This window comes from Mesorhizobium sp. CNPSo 4671 (assembly GCF_057784245.1).
Window position 1 is genome coordinate 144,281 of the sequence record NZ_JBWLUW010000013.1, and the last position, 17,689, is coordinate 161,969.

At 57.9% G+C, this 17,689-nt stretch carries 13 protein-coding genes and 2 pseudogenes; 12 read left to right on the forward strand and 3 right to left on the reverse strand.

Translation table 11 applies throughout. The annotated features are described in order from the left end of the window. The first annotated feature begins 106 nt into the window (after positions 1-106). The gene (locus AC04SF_RS30030; protein WP_488480722.1) at positions 107-595 is read left to right on the forward strand and encodes an Lrp/AsnC family transcriptional regulator; all 489 of its coding nucleotides are present in this window, start codon (positions 107-109) and stop codon (positions 593-595) included. Between the two features lie 442 nt (positions 596-1,037). Here AC04SF_RS30030 and AC04SF_RS30035 read toward each other — a convergent pair. Next, positions 1,038-1,417, reverse strand: a pseudogene (locus AC04SF_RS30035) (IS110 family transposase); the annotation flags it as partial. 525 nt (positions 1,418-1,942) lie between these two features. On the opposite strand from AC04SF_RS30035, the gene mdeB reads away from it, so the two are divergent. The 3 genes from mdeB to lpdA are packed head-to-tail and all read left to right on the forward strand — an operon-like array spanning position 1,943 to position 7,708. Continuing rightward, positions 1,943-4,621, forward strand: coding sequence for an alpha-ketoglutarate dehydrogenase (gene mdeB, locus AC04SF_RS30040; RefSeq protein WP_488480723.1), 2,679 nt, complete (start codon positions 1,943-1,945; stop codon positions 4,619-4,621). Between the two features lie 32 nt (positions 4,622-4,653). Next, a complete protein-coding gene (locus AC04SF_RS30045) occupies positions 4,654-5,952 on the forward strand; it encodes a 2-oxo acid dehydrogenase subunit E2 (RefSeq protein ID WP_488480724.1) in 1,299 nt (432 codons plus the stop codon). A gap of 7 nt (positions 5,953-5,959) precedes the next feature. After that, positions 5,960-7,708, forward strand: coding sequence for a dihydrolipoyl dehydrogenase (gene lpdA / locus AC04SF_RS30050; protein WP_488480725.1), 1,749 nt, complete (start codon positions 5,960-5,962; stop codon positions 7,706-7,708). Positions 7,709-7,887: 179 nt separating this feature from the next. On the opposite strand, the pseudogene AC04SF_RS30055 reads toward lpdA, so the two are convergent. Next, positions 7,888-8,104 (reverse strand): annotated as a pseudogene (locus AC04SF_RS30055) (IS110 family transposase); the annotation flags it as partial. A 503-nt stretch (positions 8,105-8,607) separates the two neighbouring features. On the opposite strand from AC04SF_RS30055, the gene AC04SF_RS30060 reads away from it, so the two are divergent. The 8 genes from AC04SF_RS30060 to AC04SF_RS30095 all read left to right on the forward strand — a co-directional run bounded on the left by AC04SF_RS30060 (position 8,608) and on the right by AC04SF_RS30095 (position 17,589). Further along, on the forward strand, positions 8,608-9,816 hold the full coding sequence (locus AC04SF_RS30060; protein ID WP_488480726.1) for a dipeptidase: 1,209 nt from the start codon (positions 8,608-8,610) through the stop codon (positions 9,814-9,816). Positions 9,817-9,880: 64 nt separating this feature from the next. Continuing rightward, the gene (locus AC04SF_RS30065) at positions 9,881-11,257 is read left to right on the forward strand and encodes a CapA family protein (RefSeq protein ID WP_488480727.1); all 1,377 of its coding nucleotides are present in this window, start codon (positions 9,881-9,883) and stop codon (positions 11,255-11,257) included. A 245-nt stretch (positions 11,258-11,502) separates the two neighbouring features. After that, positions 11,503-13,083: an ABC transporter substrate-binding protein gene (locus AC04SF_RS30070; RefSeq protein WP_488480728.1), complete on the forward strand. Its 1,581-nt coding sequence runs from the start codon at positions 11,503-11,505 to the stop codon at positions 13,081-13,083. Positions 13,084-13,104: 21 nt separating this feature from the next. After that, positions 13,105-14,043, forward strand: a complete 939-nt coding sequence (locus AC04SF_RS30075) for an ABC transporter permease (RefSeq protein WP_488480729.1) — start codon at positions 13,105-13,107, stop codon at positions 14,041-14,043. A gap of 2 nt (positions 14,044-14,045) precedes the next feature. Further along, entirely contained in the window at positions 14,046-14,939 is an 894-nt protein-coding gene (locus tag AC04SF_RS30080) for an ABC transporter permease (RefSeq protein ID WP_488480730.1), read from the forward strand. Continuing rightward, positions 14,936-15,952, forward strand: coding sequence for an ABC transporter ATP-binding protein (locus AC04SF_RS30085; protein ID WP_488480731.1), 1,017 nt, complete (start codon positions 14,936-14,938; stop codon positions 15,950-15,952). The genes AC04SF_RS30080 and AC04SF_RS30085 overlap by 4 nt, the downstream gene beginning before the upstream one ends. Continuing rightward, positions 15,949-17,016 carry an ABC transporter ATP-binding protein gene (locus tag AC04SF_RS30090; protein ID WP_488480732.1) on the forward strand — a complete coding sequence of 356 codons (1,068 nt, stop codon included), beginning with the start codon at positions 15,949-15,951 and terminating at the stop codon, positions 17,014-17,016. Before AC04SF_RS30085 ends, AC04SF_RS30090 begins: the two co-directional genes overlap by 4 nt. A gap of 243 nt (positions 17,017-17,259) precedes the next feature. Next, positions 17,260-17,589: a transposase family protein gene (locus AC04SF_RS30095; protein WP_488480747.1), complete on the forward strand. Its 330-nt coding sequence runs from the start codon at positions 17,260-17,262 to the stop codon at positions 17,587-17,589. On the opposite strand, the gene AC04SF_RS30100 is transcribed toward AC04SF_RS30095, so the two are convergent. Beyond that, on the reverse strand, positions 17,556-17,689 hold a 134-nt coding region (locus AC04SF_RS30100), incomplete at its 5' end, for a transposase domain-containing protein (RefSeq protein WP_488480748.1). The genes AC04SF_RS30095 and AC04SF_RS30100 overlap by 34 nt on opposite strands.

Genomic DNA, 17,689 nt, shown 5'->3' on the forward strand with positions numbered 1-17,689 from the left:
GCATGGCCGCTCAAGCATGACTTTATGGTCACGGACGCACCACCAAAGAAGCTGGTCGACCAAGCCACTATTACATTCACCCGTTTTATCACCGAGGATCCGACACGTGCCGAAACTTGATGCACTTGATTTGCGAATTCTCGACACGCTGCAAAACAACGGCAAGCTTACCAACGTCGAGCTTGCCAAGATCGTCGGGTTGTCTCCCTCTCCGTGTCTCGCCCGCGTTCGTGCGCTTGAGGAAAGCAGATTGATATCGCACTACGTTGCCCTTCTCGACCCCGACGCCCTCGGCGGACTAATGAGCGTATTTATCCAAGTCCGTTTGGAACGCCAAGCGATGCGAGAACTGGGACTATTCGAGGCGGCAATGGCCAATTTACCTGAGGTCATGGAGTGCTATCTCATGACCGGCGAGGCGGACTACATGATACGAGTCATCGTCCCGAATCTGGGTGTTCTGCAAGAACTCATCGTTGAGCGTCTATCACGGATTGAGGGAGTTGCCAACATTCGCTCAAGCTTCGCCCTGAAGCAAGTTAAGTACAAGACGGCTTATCCGATCCGCGAGATTGCAAAATGGAACCGTTTGTGAATTACATAACTAGTCAGAACGACTATAACTTGAAATTTTTTAATGGTCAAGGCTAGCATACATAAGCTAAATTAAGTTGCGATTCTATCGTCGGCGAGAACTGATTTCGCAAGCCTCGTAATTAACAGTAAGTCCCGTTTCGGATCCTAATAGAACGGGATGTAACACTTGGTGCCAGTGTCGACAGCGTCGATGATTTTGTCGGGTCGGTGGCCCACAAAAAGGGTCTGGATCGTTGGTTGTGTTCTTGAAGGAGGCCGGTTATTGCCGCCTAGAGGCCGATGATAGAGTGAAAGACGCCTCGTTTGAGACGTCGCTTCGAGGGTTGTTGCGAGGCCGGTCAGTACCTCGGCGTCGATGGCGTTGAGAAAGCGGATGAATTCCTGATGGCGATGCGCTGCATTACTTGCCGATAAGGGTGCCGCCGAGCACGCTAAGGCAGCTCGAGCAGCAATTCAATCCGGTCAAGCTCGCGGTTGATCTGAGCCTTGAGGTGCAATGGCAAGGGATGCCACCGCCCGTTGGGAGATGTTACGTTGACGATCGCACAAACACGTGGTTTACCACGCTTTAAGGCAAGCAACGCTCTGGCCAGTGCCTTTCCATCCGGTTTGTTCAAGTTTGCGCGTCGCCGGCGACGTGAGGTTGCAATCGAAGCGGGATCGACAAGACGGCTTTCTATCCCGTCAGTATTCAGCGCACGGTCAATCCAAAAGCCATCGAGCCCGGCTTCCTGGATTGCCACGATAACTTCTGCCCTGTTCGGGATTTGACCTTCTCCTGCAACTGCGCAAAGCAATCCGGCAATGAAGCGATCTCACCCTTGCTGCAAAAGCTCCGGCGTTGCCGTCAGGTACCAATAGATGTTGGGGATGTGGGCATGGCCTAGATAGGTCGTCCGATAAAGTGCTGGAGTGCAACCGTCGCGTCCTACGACCCGCAGAAAACCACTCCTGGGGAAAACGGGCCATAGCTGTTTCGAATACCTCAAGAACGTTTCGATTGGCTTCCAACGTGGCCTGGATGAACACACTCAGCTACGCGCCGAGCATCGCTGAGCTCGGAAACGTCACGCAACGAGTGATCACGCCGGCCTCGGCGAGCGCCCGCACTGGGGCGAGGCAAGGGGAGGCCAATTCGACATTGGTTAGGCTCGAGGCCACCTTGAGCTGGTTAGGAATTTCTGTCTATCGCATCAAGGTTCATTTTCCGCACCACCTGCTTCATTAGTAAGTTAACGTGGTGGTATCTGCTGTAACAAGGAAAATTAGCGATATCTTCGGCAGGAAATGCCGGAGCGTTGCCGATAAAATCGCGCAAGTGGAAACTTAGAGCCTAGGCGCCATCATGCTCACTAAAACCCCCTCCGCCCCTATCGGTGACGACGCCGATCCAAACGAAACGGCCGACTGGCTGGCCTCGCTGGAATCCCTGTTCTTCGCCTCCGGGGGCACGCGAGCTGAGTTCATACTTGGCGAGCTGGACCGCAAGGCCAAGGAGCTCGGCATCGTCCACGAGGCGCTACCGTTCTCGCCCTACCGCAACACCATTTCGCTCGAAAAGCAGGCGCCCTTTCCCGGCGATCTCGCCATGGAAGAGCGCATCACTGCAATCATTCGCTGGAATGCGCTGGCCATGGTGGTTCGGGCCAACACGGCCTATGGCGAACTTGGCGGCCACATTGCGAGCTACGCCTCGGCAGCGGAGATCTTCGAGATCGGGTTCAACCATTTCTTCCGCGCCGACACCGGTGAGGGCGACGGCGACGTGGTCTTCTTCCAGCCGCACTCGGCTCCGGGCGTGTACGCCCGCGCCTATCTCGAGGGCCGACTTTCGGAGGAGCATCTCAAGCATTACCGCCAGGAGATTGGCGGTAACGGATTGTGCTCTTATCCGCATCCCTGGCTGATGCCCGATTTCTGGCAGGTGCCGACGGGTTCGATGGGCATAGGCCCCATCACCGCCGTCTACCAGGCGCGCTTCATGCGCTATCTCAGCGACCGTGGGCTCACCAACACCGAGGGCCGCCACGTCTGGGGCGTGTTCGGAGACGGCGAGATGGACGAGCCGGAATCGATCGCCGGCCTGTCGATCGCGGCACGCGAAAACCTCGACAACCTTACCTTCATCATCAATTGCAATCTACAGCGCCTCGACGGTCCTGTGCGCGGCAATGGCCAAATTATCCAGGAACTGGAAAGCATCTTCCGCGGTGCCGGCTGGAACGTCATCAAGGTGCTGTGGGGATCGGAATGGGATGCATTGTTTGCCCGTGACACCCAGCACGCCTTGCTCCGCCGCTTCGCCGCCACCGTCGATGGCAAATACCAAACACTTGGCGCTAAAGACGGCGCTTACAATCTGGCGCATTTCTTCGAGGAAGATCCTGAGCTCAAGGCGTTGGTCGCCCACATGTCGGACCGCGATATTGACGCGCTGAAGCGCGGTGGCCACGACTTCCGCAAGCTATACGCTGCTTTCGAGGCAGCCAAGGCCGCCAAAGGGCGACCGACGGTAATCCTCGCTAAGACCAAAAAGGGCTTTGGCATGGGCGGCGCCGGCGAATCCCGCATGACGGCACACCAGTCCAAGAAGCTCGATGTCGAGGGCCTGCTGACCTTCCGAGACCGTTTCTCGCTGCCAATAAGCAACGAGCAGGTCGAGAAGATCGAGTTGTATAGGCCCGCCCAAGACAGCGCCGAGCTCAATTATCTCCGTTCGCGCCGGGAGGCGCTGGGCGGCTATCTACCGGCGCGCCGGCGCACGGCCGCTCCAGTTACGATCCCACCGCTTCAGAGCTATGCCGATTTCGCGCTTAACGCCGAAGGCAAGGAGATGTCGACGACCATGGCTGCGGTCAGGTTGCTCGGCAACCTGATCAAGGAAAAGGAGCTGGGACCGCGCATTGTGCCAATCGTGGCCGATGAAGCCCGCACATTCGGCATGGCGAATCTGTTCCGCCAGGTCGGCATCTATTCTCCGATTGGCCAGCTCTACGAGCCGGAGGATGCCGGCTCGATGCTCTACTACAAGGAAATCAAGAACGGGCAGCTGCTCGAAGAGGGCATCACCGAGGCCGGTGCGATTTCGTCCTGGGTGGCGGCGGCGACGTCCTACAGCGTCCACAACCTCGCCATGCTGCCGTTCTACATCTACTACTCGATGTTCGGCTTCCAGCGTGTGGGAGACTTGATCTGGGCCGCTGCCGACCAACGTTCGCGCGGGTTCCTGATCGGGGCGACCGCCGGGCGCACGACGCTAGCAGGCGAGGGCTTGCAGCACCAGGATGGATCGAGCCTGCTCGTTGCCTCGACCGTTCCGAACTGCCGAGCCTACGACCCGGCATTCGCCTATGAGCTTGCGGTCATTCTCGATCATGGCGCACGCGCCATGATGGAACAGTGCAAGGACGAGTTCTACTACGTCACCGCGATGAACGAGAACTATGCCCAGCCGTCGATGCCGGCGGGTGTCGAGGCCGATATCATCAAGGGGCTCTACCGTGTCGCCAGCCATAAGCCCAAAAAGAGTGCTGGCCTTGTCCGCCTGCTCGGCTCCGGCACTATCCTGCCGCAGGTGATCGAGGCAGCACAGATGCTTGCCGCCGACTGGGGTATTGCCTCGGAGGTGTGGAGTGCGACCAGCTTCTCCGAGCTGTCGCGCGATGCGCGGGAAATGGAACGTCACAACCGCTTCAATCCGCTGTCCGAGCCGATGGTTAGCCATATCAAGAGTTGCTTGCCCGGCAAGGCGCCGATCATTGCGGCCACCGACTATGTGCGCGCCTATCCGCAACTGGTCGCGTCTTATGTCGACGCTTCGTTCACGGCACTCGGCACCGACGGCTTCGGCCGCAGCGATACGCGCGCTGCGCTGCGCGATTTCTTCGAAGTCGATAATCGTCATGTCACGGTGGCAGCCCTTGCGGCCCTCGCCGCCGAAGGAGCGGTTCCGCGCCAGACGGTCGCGGACGCCATCGCCCGCTACGGCCTCGACAATGCGATCGATGCGCCCTGGTTGCGTTGATCCGGTTGAGTTCCAGTTCCGAAAGAGTTGATATGAGCCAGCTAATGGAAGTCAGGTTGCCGGATATCGGCGACTACAAGGATGTGCCGGTCGTCGAGTTCCTGGTGAAGCCAGGCGACGTCGTTGCCGTCGATGACCCGTTGATGACGGTGGAATCCGACAAGGCGACGATGGAGATCCCGGCACCTTTCGCCGGAACCGTCAGGGAGTTCGCGGTGTCGATCGGCACGCGTGTGTCCCAGGGCGCGCTGTTGCTAACGATCGATGCCACTGCTGCCCAGGCAGCTGCGCCGGCAACCTTGCCGGAAACTGCAAAGGCCGAAGCCGTTCCCGCGGCCGCGCCCGTCGAGGCAGAACCGCCGGCAGCGAAGGTGGCACCGGCAGCACCGGTGGCAAGCAACACGCCGTCGGTCAGGTCAGAGACGTCAGCCGGCGCCCATGCCACGCCATCGGTACGTGCCTTTGCCCGTGAGCTTGGCGTCGCCCTCGCCACTGTGAAACCTTCCGGCGCGAAGGGCAGGATACTGCGCGAGGACATTTTGGCGCATATCAAGGAGCGTCTAGCAGGAGGCTCGTCAGTGCAGATGTCGGGTACGGGCATCGGGGCCGGCCTGCCGGCCTGGCCTGCCGTCGACTACGAGAAGTTCGGACCCGTCGAACGCCAGCCGTTGTCGCGCATCCAGAAGATCTCGGGAGGCAATCTCACCCGCAACTGGCTGACCATTCCGCATGTCACCAACTTCGACAACGCCGACGTCACCAGCCTTGAGGATTTCCGCAAGGAGCTCAATGCGGCCAACAAGGACGCCAAGGTGACGATGGTCGCCTTCCTGATCAAGGCGTCGGCATTGGCTCTCAAGGCATATCCGCGCTTCAACGCCTCGCTCGACGGCGAAGAGCTGGTGCTCAAGAACTACGTCCATATCGGTGTTGCCGCCGACACGGCCAAGGGGCTGATGGTGCCGGTGATCCGAGATTGCGACCGCAAGGGCGTGATCGAAATCGCCACCGAAATGCGCGCGCTCGCCGACAAGGCGCGCGGGAGTGGGCTGTCGGCCGCCGACATGCAAGGCGGTTGCTTCTCGGTTTCGTCGCTCGGCGGCATTGGCGGAGCAGGCTTCACGCCGATCATTAATGCGCCCGAGGTGGCAATCCTCGGCGCAGGCCGCTCGGCGATGGAAGCCATCTGGGACGGCAAGGCCTTCCAGCCGAGGCTGATCATGCCGGTCTCATTGTCCTGGGATCATCGCGTCATCGACGGCGTCGCCGCAGCCAGGTTCCTGGGCCACATATCAGCTCTACTGGGCGATTTCCGCCGCGCGATCGTTTGAGGCCGAGATGAGCACCACCGAAATCAGGGTGTCCGAAATGGGCGACTTCAAGGAAGTCGCCGTCATCGAGCTGCATATCAAGCCGGGTGACTACGTTGTCCTCGACCAGACGCTTGTCGTGCTCGAATCCGACAAGGCGTCGATCGACGTGCCGTCGCCATTTGCCGGGCGCATCGCTTCTGTCGATCTCACAATCGGTCAGCGCGTTTCAAAGGGGGCGCTGATCGCCACCGTGGAAGCGGTAGCAGCCGCCAAAGAAGCCAAGCTAGCGATCAAGCCCGCAGCGTCGGTGGCGACATCCGAGGCTCAGGCAGCGACAACAGCGCGATCTCCCGCGTCGAGTGCGGCGCCCGATTGCGACGTGCTGGTGATCGGCGGCGGACCTGGCGGCTATTCCGCGGCCTTTCGTGCCGCCGATCTTGGCCAGCGCGTGATCCTGGTCGAGCGAGACGCCACCCTTGGCGGCGTGTGCCTTAACGTCGGCTGCATTCCGTCCAAGGCGCTGCTGCATGTCGCCGCCGTCAAGGAAGAAGCCGAGCGTCTTCGCGATCACGGTATTGTCTTCGACACCGCGACCGTCGATCTCGACAAGCTGCGGAGCTTCAAGGCCGGCGTCGTCAGCAAGCTCACGGACGGGCTAAAGGGCATGGCGCGCCTACGGAAGGTCGAGATTGTCAGAGGCACGGCAAAGTTCGCTGATGGCGGCTCGGTAGACATCGAGCTATTTGAGGGCGGCAAGCGCGGCATCGTTTTCGCCATGGCCATCGTCGCCGCCGGCTCGGTACCGGTCAAGTTGCCGTTCCTGCCTGACGATCCGCGCATCGTCGATTCCACGGGCGCGCTCGAACTGCCCTTTATTCCCCGGCGTATGCTGGTCATCGGCGGCGGCATCATCGGACTTGAGATGGCCACCGTCTACAGCGGGCTCGGCGCGCGAGTCGAAGTGGTGGAGCAACTCGACAGGCTGCTGCCCGATGTGGACCGCGACGTGGTCGAGGTCTGGCGCAAGCGCAATGCCCACCGCTTCGACGCGATCCTTCTGGGCGCGCGCGTCGAAAGTGTCGTTGCCGAGGAAGATGCACTTGTCGTGACGACCAGCGGCGAGGGCGCCGGCGTCAGGCGCTACGACCTGATCCTGCAATCGGCCGGGCGGCGCCCCACAGCCGAAGCGCTCCAATTGTCTTCCGCTGCCGTAACAATTGATGCGCGCGGCTTCATCGAAGTCGACGCGCAGATGCGCACGCGTGCGGCGAACATCTTCGCCGTCGGCGACGTCACTGGCAATCCGATGCTGGCGCACAAGGCCGTACATCAGGGCCATGTCGCGGCCGAAGCGGCAACGGGGCTCAAGAGCTTCATGGACGCCAAGGTGGTGCCATCGGTTGCCTATACCGATCCGGAAATTGCGTGGGTTGGCGTCAGCGAGGATGCCGCCAAGGCGGCCGGCCGTGCTGTTGAGGTCGGCACGTTCCCGTGGGCAGCGTCTGGACGGGCCATCGCCAACGGCGCCGACTACGGCTTGACCAAGCTGGTGTTCGACAAGGAAACGCGTCGCATCATCGGCGGCGCCATCGTCGGCCCGGCTGCGGGCGACATGATCGGCGAGATTTGCCTGGCGATCGAGATGGGGGCTGATGCGGTCGACATCGGCAAGACCATCCATCCGCACCCGACACTAGGTGAGACAGTCGGCATGGCAGCGGAGGCGGCCGAGGGCCTATGCACTGACCTACCGCCAACTCGGAGGCGTCGATAGGAGAGAGGCCGCTCCATTGCGCAATTTTCGGCTGAGACGGCGACTATCTGGGTATGGTGCGAGGATCTGTCGCAAACACGCATGCGGGGCTGAAAGGACCTTATCCCCAACAGTGTTGCTGCGAGAGGTGACGGACTTCAGCTTCAAAGTGCGTCGTATGCAGCTCGGTGGGCGCAGGCGGCGTGTGCAATCAGCTTCGGCAGATGGCCAAGCTGGACCATCTCGCGAGCCCAATAATGGGAGCTGGCGCATGCCTCCATCGCGGCGACACATGCCGGCTGGCTTGTAAAACTGCAGGCGCGACAGGGTCTTGCGAGATACGACAGTTCCGTCTGCTCCACGCAGTTGAAAGACGTTCTTTGCCAGATCGACCCCAATTTTGGTAACCTTTCCCATGGATGCCTCGTTCCATTTTGTGGCGTTAAGCGCCACAAACTTGGCACATTGCGATGCCGTCGGAGAAGGCTGGCATCCACCCCCACCCATCTGGAAGGATGATCCCTGCTCAGCCTGCCCAGCCGTTGCGCGCTGATCGGCCCGCTACACCACGCTGGGGACCACGATCAGTCGGAGAGGCTAACGCTGGCCCAGCGATTTCGGCAACATATTATTCTGTTCGGGCTCCGTTTCGAAGTTCTTTCTGCCGCAAATGCGACTCCTCAATTACAAATTCGGCATGATTGACCTTTCAAGAACTGGTAGTTTCGGTTCATGCCAGAAAGTGGGGACCTAGCCGAATGACCATCATCCTTGCTAACAATATCGATCATCGCGGCGGGAGCGTGAAGTGATCAATGCCTTCCCGGATGTGGCCGAAAACGCGCTGCAGTTTTCATAGCGGTCCTGTCGGCGGGCTGGGATGTAGTTGCTAACCCACAAGTAATTTTGAAAGGTAGATTATGTCTGAAAGCAATGGGTATAGCAGCGCGATTGGCATCAAGGCGGTTGCAGCGCATCATCCCGCGCATATCGGTTCGGGATCATGCGCGACATGCGCCGCTGAAGGCATTCTAGGAGCGGCAGACCTCTGGACCTCCGAAACTGAGCGGCCGCCCGTGGCGCTTAGGAAGCTTTACGACAAAGCCATCGTCATCGATGCTCTTGCCTCGCCGAATACTTTCAACGTCAACTATCCTCCCGCCGGCCGTCAATACACAGTGGAACAGCTCCAGAATGTGCGGCGCTCGGGTATTACTGCACTAAACCTGACCATTGGTGGAGCAGCCGGCGGCACAAGCGTAGCGGAGATGCTGAGCTGGATCAAGGATGTCAAGGACGACATTGCGGCCAACCCCGATACGCTCATTTTGATCCAGCGGCCCGAGGACATCAACCGTGCGAAGGAGAAGGGGCTTCTCGGCATCATCTTTGGCTTCCAAGGACTTGAATTCATGCAGGACGATCTACCGTCGATTGATCTCTTTGCCGATGAGTCAGTCATGATCATGCAACTGACCTACAATGGCGATAGTAAGATAGGATCTGGTTGTCTAGTCACCAACTCCGACGCCGGCCTTAAGCCCGTTGGAAGTCAAGCGGTCACTCATATCAATCGCCGCCGTCTAGTAGTCGATCTTTCCCACTCGCATCCGCAGACCGCCCTCGAAGCAGCGCGTGCATCAAGCGCGCCCATCATCGTTTCCCACAGCGCCTGCCGTGAGATATATGACCACCCTCGCAACCAGCCTGACGAAGTTCTTCGGGCGGTTGCCAACGGAGGTGGCGTATTCGGCATTTTTATGATGCCCTATCTCGGGCAGGATCCGGTTTACGCGTCTAGAAGGCTCTTCAATCGCCATCTGGTGCACGCTCTGAATGTCTGCGGCGAGGACCACGTTGGTATCGGCAGCGATAATTCGATAACGCCTATACAGTACAATGACGGGCATCGGAAAGCGCTAGAGGCCTTTATCGCTGGCCGCGATGACCGCGGCGTCTCCGCACCCTTGGACGGTATTGGCCCATACACCGTGCCGGGGCTGAATACGCCCCGACGGTTGGAAGTTGCCGCTTGGGACCTGTCGGAGGCGGGTTATTCAGACCGGGTTATCGAAAAGGTACTGGGCCAGAATTTTCAGCGTGTATTCACCGAAATTTGGGCAGGTTAGCTTCGCTTTGAAGCGCAAACTCTAATCAATGAGCATGCCTGTGAGTGATAGGTGAAATCTGAGCATGGAAATAAATGTGCCGCCGAGTGATCATCCTCTTCGGGAAAATGACTATGATGCAGTCGGCTCGATTGCTACGAATGTTCAAGATGGCTTCACGATGGTAGCAGTTGGCGACATTCTGTATGCGCGTCCGGTAGCTCACGGCTACCACCCCGGGTTGGCTGATGTTCTGAGCCTCTTTGAGGGCGCCGACGTCACTTTTGGAAATTTGGAGACCATTATCTTAGACAGACCGTCTAAAGGTTGTCCTCAGGCTGAGCACGGCGGATCCTATTGCATCAGTGACCCCGAAGTCGGCCCTGACCTGAAAGCCATGGGCTTTAATATGGTTAGCCGGGCGAACAATCAAACGCTCGACTGGGGCGTTGAAGGAATGCGTGAGACGACCCGCGCACTTGATAACATTGGGATCGTCCACTCAGGCGCTGGCGAGAACCTTGCAGAAGCGGGAGCTGCCCGCTTCTTAGAGACGCGTCGTGGACGCGTGGCGCTGGTTTCGTCGGCCTCGACATTCCCACCAATGGCCCGTGCGTGTGATCCCGCGGGCCGGGCTCCGGGACGACCAGGGCTAAACGCCCTTCGCCTAACTAAAAGTATCATAGTGCCTCGGGAGAAGTTCGAACTACTTACGGCGTTACGTGAGGAACTGCCAGGCGACAAACCAACAGACCGGGATTCAAGCCGCGTATTAATTGGGGATACGCTGTACAAACCCGGCGACAAGGCCAGCTACAGCTTCGAAGCCAATTCGCACGATGTAGCCAATATTCTCCGGAATATTCGTGAGGGCAAGCAGTACTCGGACTTCTGCATTGCCACCCACCACGGTCATGAACCGGGGAACTGGTGTCAAGAGCCTCCTGATTACGAACAATCATTTGCTCACAGCGTGATTGATGCGGGTGCGGACGCATACCTTGTACACGGGCCGCATTTGCTGCGAGGCATCGAGATCTACAAACGGCGCCCCATTTTTTACAGCTTGGGTAATTTCCTTTGTGAAGATCTCAGGGCGCCGGTAGGGGCGGACATTTATGAGGTGTACGGCAAAGATCCGCGGATCGATACAAACGCTGAGGTGACTGCTTATGAGATGTCACACGGCTTTCCGATGGCAGAAGGACCCGTAGGCTCGTATTCCGATGCGGTGTACTACGAGAGCGTCATCACGGTAAGCCGCTTTGAGCAGAACGAGCTTGCCGAAATACAGCTGGTTCCGATCGAGCATCGTCGCTCGGAAAGATTCGCCAACCGAGGAGTGCCTCGGCTAGCTGCTCCACAGCAAGCGCACTCCATTCTAAAACGCTTACAAGAGCTCTCGACGCCTTTTCAGACTGTAATAGACATTAAAGATGGCATCGGGTGGATCCGATTTTGAGCCAGATAGGCACTCGGAACCGTCACAATAGCGGCGCTCTGCCATCGAGAATACGGGTAATACAGGTATTGGCGCGGCGCTTTATTAAGCATGACTAGCAGTGGCTTGCAAATGCCCTCAGGAAGAGGAACCGAGCAGGACTAGTCCGGCAAAGCGGCGTTGTACGCGCCTGCCCTAACTGAACAACCAAAGTGGCGATCGTTCCCGCAGCTAGCGGGCGACGTCTAAAACGAAAGGGGAAAAGTATGACTGGTATCGTAACAAATGTGAGCCGTCGCACCTTACTTAAGACCGGCGCCATGCTCGGCGGTGGCGTCTTGGCTTCTGGCCTGCCACTCTCACAGGTCATCTGGGCGGCCGAAGGCCGGGTACTAAAGGTTGCCGCTCCTTACGAGCTTGCCACCCTCGATCCCGGTTTTTATGGCAATAATTCCGAGAGTACTGTCAACAGCTGCATTTATTCAAAACTCACGCACTTCAAACCAGGCTCCGAATGGGGCTGGGAACTGGAAGCGGCGGATAAGATCGAGCAGATCGATCCGACGCATATCCGCTTCATCCTCAAGAAAGGCATCAAGTTTACTGGCGGCTTCGGCGAACTCACTGCCAAGGATGTGAAATTCTCCTTTGAGCGGATCATCAAGCACGATTCACCCGTGAAACCGAACATGGGCTCATTCGACCATATCGAGGTCGAGGACGATCATACGGGCGTTATCGTGTTCAAGTCGCCCTTTGTGCCGGTATGGAACATCACGTTCCCTTGGGGCGGTCATATCGTTTCTGAAGAAGCCGTGATGAAAGCGACCAAAGACGGTGGAAACTTCGGCATGAAGCCTCCGGCCTTTTCCGGACCGTACGTGCTCGCAGAGTGGAAGCAAAATCAATACACGCTGTTGACCCGTAATCCCGATTGGACTGGCCCAAAGCCCGGATTCGATGAGATCCGCATCGTGCCGATCACTGATATCAAGACTGCGGAACGAGCATATCAGGCCGGTGATGTCGATTTCACTACGATCAGTCTTGATTCACTGGCGACGTTTAAGAGCAATCCGCCGGCAGATACGAAGGTTGAGGAGCATCCTTCTCTCGGTTACACTTGGGTTGGCATGAACGTCGACAATCCGAAACTGCAAGATATCAATGTCCGCAAAGCAATCCAATGGGCAATAAATGTGCCGCAGATTTTGGGCACTGCCTATGCGGGGCAGGGCGAGGTCGCGACAGGCCTCATTCCTCCAGGCATTGTTGGGCACCGCGACAAAGCGCTCGTCCCCCCAGAAGGCGATCTGGCAAAGGCCAAGGAATTCTTGGACAAGGCCAGTGGTGCTGATCTGAATCTAACTCTCGTCTGTCTAAACTCAAACCCGGACACAACAATTGCCCAGACTATTCAGGCGCAGTTGGCGCAGATCGGGATTACCGTCCAGGTCAATGTTCAAGACTCAGGTTCGTTCTGGACGATCGGCATGGAATCAGACGGCCAGCGCTGGAAGGACGTGCAACTAATTATCAATAGCTTCAGCAGCCAACCTGATCCGCTTTATTACACCGCCTGGTTCACTAAAGCGCAAGTTGGGGTCTGGAATTGGGAGCGCTTCCGCAGTGATCGGTTTGACGAACTTAATGGCAAGGCAGAAGCGGTTGAAGACCCGACCGAACGGTCAAAGCTCTACCAAGAGATGCAGGATCTGATGGAAGATTCGGGCGCTTACCGTTTCATAACGCATGGAGCTACTCCAATTATCTACCGGACGACTAAAGTGAAAGCTGCCACTCGCCCGGATGGTGTCCCATTGTATCTCGGCTTCACCCCGGCTTGAGTGGCGGCGGCGGACTGAAGAATGTTATTTTACTTTTGTAAGAGGTTGGTCCTCGCGGTCACGATTATCGTGATCGCGGCGACGCTTCTCTTTCTGATGATCCATGCCGTACCTGGGGACCCCGCAGCAACTCTGCTCGGCCCCCGGGCGACACCTGAGGCAAAAGCGCTCCTGCATCAACAGATGGGGCTCGACAAGCCGCTCCTCGTGCAGATCGTTAAGTTCTTCAACGGACTGCTCCATGGCGATCTAGGGTATGATGTGTTCAGCCAGAGACCTGTCGCCGATATCGTGTTTGAGCAACTGCCCTACACGATTGAGCTAATCCTCGTCTCCATCTTTTGGGCTGCCGCTATTGCCGTGCCGCTAGGGTGCTATTCTGCCATGCGGCGCAATTCCTTCCTCGACCAAGCGGTTGGGGTAATCGCCGTGGCAACAATCGCTATCCCTTCCTTTGTCATGGCAGTCTACGCACTGCTAATATTCGCCGTAGCCCTCCGCTGGCTGCCTGCGATCGGGCCAGGCCAAGGCTTGGTAGATGGACTTGTCCATCTGGTCCTTCCAAGCTTTGCAATGGGGATCGGTTGGGTGGGCTACATCTCTCGACTGGTGAGGGCATCCATGCTCGAAACGCTGGGCGAGAACCATATCCGAATGGCTCGCTCTTTCGGGATTTCGGAATGGCGCATTGTCTTCCGCTACGCTCTGCCGCTTGCGATCTTGCCAACGGTAACAATCTTGGGCGTAGGGATCGCATGGCTGCTGTCGGCTTCGGTGTTTGTCGAGGTCGTGTTCGCAAGACCGGGGATTGGCGCGCTAATCGTGCAAGCGGTGAATACACGCAATTATCCAATTGTTATGGGTGTGGTCGTGGTCACCACCTTCCTTATCGTCATTTCAACAACGGCCTCCGATTTGGTCAACGCAATACTTGACCCTCGAGCCCGGGAGAAGCTCTGACTATGACGAGCGTTGACACGATTGCTGAAGAAAACCCCATAAGATACAACCCGGGTGCCTTGAGTTCCTTTCTACGGCAGATGCGTAGCAACCGTCTGGGAATGTTTGGGGCAGTGCTTGTATTGCTGGTAGTGGCGACCGCGATTTTTGGTCCGCTGATCATCACCCATGACCCCATAGGCATATTGATAGGGCCGCGTTTGTCAGGACCTTCAGCAAATTTTCTTCTTGGCACGGATCAACTCGGTCGCGACACCTTTTCGCGCACCATCATGGGCGGCCGCATCCCGCTTCTCGTCGCTTTTGCGTCGTTGGGTAGCTCGATTATGGTGGGCCTCGTGCTCGGTCTGATAGCAGGGTTCGGGCCGCGCTGGCTCGACAACGTTCTGCTACTATTTTTCGACACGATCCGCTCCTTCCCTGGAATAATCTTTGCGTTGGCGGTCATCGCACTTCTTGGCCCCAGCATGTTCAGTGTGATCCTGGTCATCGCAATAACTTCGATGCCGATCTACGCGCGAGTCGTGCGCACCCAAACGCAAGCCTTGCGCAACTCCGATTACATCGACGCGGAGCGGAGCATGGGCGCCGGTACAACGCGCATCCTGGCAGTTCACATGCTGCCAAACGTGATCGGCCCGCTTCTTATCCTTGTGAGCATGGATGTGCCTGCGGTCATCGCCGTACAAGCGGGTCTGAGCTTTCTTGGCATGGGCGTGCCGCCTCCTACGCCCGATTGGGGAGCTATCCTTAATGATGGCTACAGCTATATTAATCAGACCCCTTGGCTGGTTTTTGCGGGCGGTATTCCAATTGTGATCGCGACACTGGGATTTACATTTCTAGGCGAGGCATTGCGTGACATATTCGATCCTAAGCTGCGGAAAGACTTATGACTTTTTGGAACTCGGTACCTCCAATATCCAACGAGACGCTTCTCGAGGTTAGGAACCTCAGCCTTGACTTCGGCTCGCCACGCGGACGCGTCCACGCTCTGCGCAACGTTTCATTGGACGTGCCGGCCGGACAGGTTGTCGGCATCGTAGGGGAGAGTGGATCCGGCAAGTCCACGCTTGCCTATACTGTGATGGGTCTACTTCCAGAAAACGCTCAGGTTACTGCCGGCAGCATTGTCTTTGAGCGACGCGACCTGCTCACACTGACTGCCCAGGCGCGACGTAGTCTGATGGGCGATCGCCTCTCCATGATCTTCCAGGATCCGATGACTGCACTCAATCCGGTGCGGACAATCGAAAGCCAGATGATCGATATCCAACACCACGAACAACGAGCGCGTGGTGAAAAGCGCACTCGTGCGATCGATATGCTCAAGCGCGTCGGGATTCCCGATCCGCAAAGCCGCATCGGGAATTATCCGCATCAATTCTCTGGTGGCATGCGCCAGCGCATCTGCATTGCCATGGCACTTCTGGTGAGACCGGCGCTGCTTATCGCCGACGAGCCGACGACGGCGCTTGATGCAACGTTGGAGGTTCAAATCATACATTTGCTCAAGGAGCTGCAAAGGGAGATCGGTTGCTCTATCCTGTTTGTCTCTCATCATCTCGGTGTGGTGGCCGAACTATGCGACCGCGTTGCCGTCATGTATGCGGGCGAGTTGGTGGAGCAGGGTGCCGTTCGCGACATCTTCCACAATCCCGGGCACCCTTACACAAGGGCTCTGCTTGAATGCGACCCAGGACGGATCAAAACACCAACCCGCACTTTGCCGACTATTCCCGGAGACGTACCGAGTCTACTTGGAATTAAGAACGGCTGTATCTTCCGACAGCGCTGTCCTCACGCGTTTGAGCGCTGCGAGAACGACACCCCTCGGGAATACCGTATCGGAACCGACCAAGTCGCGCGATGCCATTTGCTCGATCAAGCTGGGATGGTTGCGGCATGAGTGCGCTGCTGAGCATCCAGGACCTTCGTGTCCGCTTCCGCAGCATGGGGTCACTGAAGGCGCTCGCCACGGGCACGCCGGACCCTTTCATTGACGCTGTATGCGGCGTCTCATTTGAAATCCGAAAGGGCGAGACGCTTGCCCTCGTCGGCGAAAGCGGATCTGGCAAATCCACCATCGCGCGCACGATCATAGGCCTTCAGGCGCCTATTAGCGGCAGCATTCGTTTCAACGGGCAGGAACTTATCGGTCTCAAAGCGGCCGAACGAAAGTTCTACCTTCGCCGCATGACGATGATGTTCCAGGATCCCGTGGGCTCACTCTCGCCGCGGATGACCGTGCAGTCGCTCCTCACCGAGCCATTCCGCATACACGGCGTGGGCAATCGCGATCCCGGAGCCGAGACTGAGCGACTATTGCGCACGGTAGGTTTACCGGCTGACTTTGGGCGCCGCTATCCCCACCAGCTCTCTGGCGGACAGGCCCGACGTGTCGGCGTCGCTCGTGCGCTCGCACTTAACCCGGACGTGATCATCGCCGACGAACCCACAGCTGGGCTCGACGTGTCGGTCCAGGGTGAGGTGCTTAATCTGCTTGCTCGCCTCCAGGATGAACTCGGGATCGCCATCGTGATCATCACGCACAACCTCAACGTGGTGCGCCACATGGCCGATCGTATGGCGATCATGTATCTCGGTCGCATTGTCGAGACTGGGTCAACTCAAGACATCTTCGATCATCCCTGCCATCCTTATACGCAGGCCTTGCTCTCGGCCAATCCCGTGCCCGACCCGGATGCCGTTCTCAACCGCATCGAAATCAAGGGCGAGGTGCCGAGCATTCTGAGACGGCCAACCGGTTGCGAGTTCCACACCCGGTGCCAGTACGCGCAAGACATATGCTGCCGGGCCTTCCCCAAGCCTTCAGCAAACCCCGATGACGCCGGGCATAGCTACAGATGTCACTTTCCGCTCAGTCGCAAAACCGAGGTGGCGTTAGACGCGACCGCTTTCGGAGATTTCATTAACACAGGCCTGAGCCGGGTATCCAGCAAAAAGATCTAAGTGAAATAGCTTACGCGACAATTATTTCAGGAAGGGACCTTAAAGAACTTCAGAATATGTTCCATGATGGAAAAGGTCAATTTAGTCGGCCCAATCCGCCTTTAGTTGCCGCTAATGCGGGGTTCGACTTTAGCGTCGTCGCTCCCCGCCCCGGGCAGGGGAATCGCATATGGCTTTTTGGGGCTTGAATTTGTGGTGAGAAGGGATTCTTTGGAGAGGCAGTCGAAATGAGGAGAGACTGCCATTTCCAGCCTAGAGAGCTATTTCGGCGCGCTACCTGATCCGCGCGCTGGCAACGCCACGCATCGGCTTGGTGATTTGATCGTGATGATGATCGCGGCGAGCCTGTGTGGCGCGACCAACGCCACGGAGTTCTCGTTGTTCGCGCAAGAGCGCAAGCAAGCGTTGTCGCGCTTGATCGAATATGAAGAGGCACCCAGTCACGACACCTTCTCACGGCTCTTGCGATTGCTTGACCCGGAGGCGTTCGGGCGTGCGTTCGCCGCCTTTGCCGCAGGCTTCGCGCGTAACCGCTGTTCTCAGGCCACGGCCTTGAGTGGTGCGGGGGCGTAGGCCCAGGGCAGCAGGTCGTCGAGTTGGCTTTGCGGATGGCCGGCGACGATGCGGGTGATGACGTCGGTGAGGTAGGCGTACGGGTCGACGCCGTTGAGTT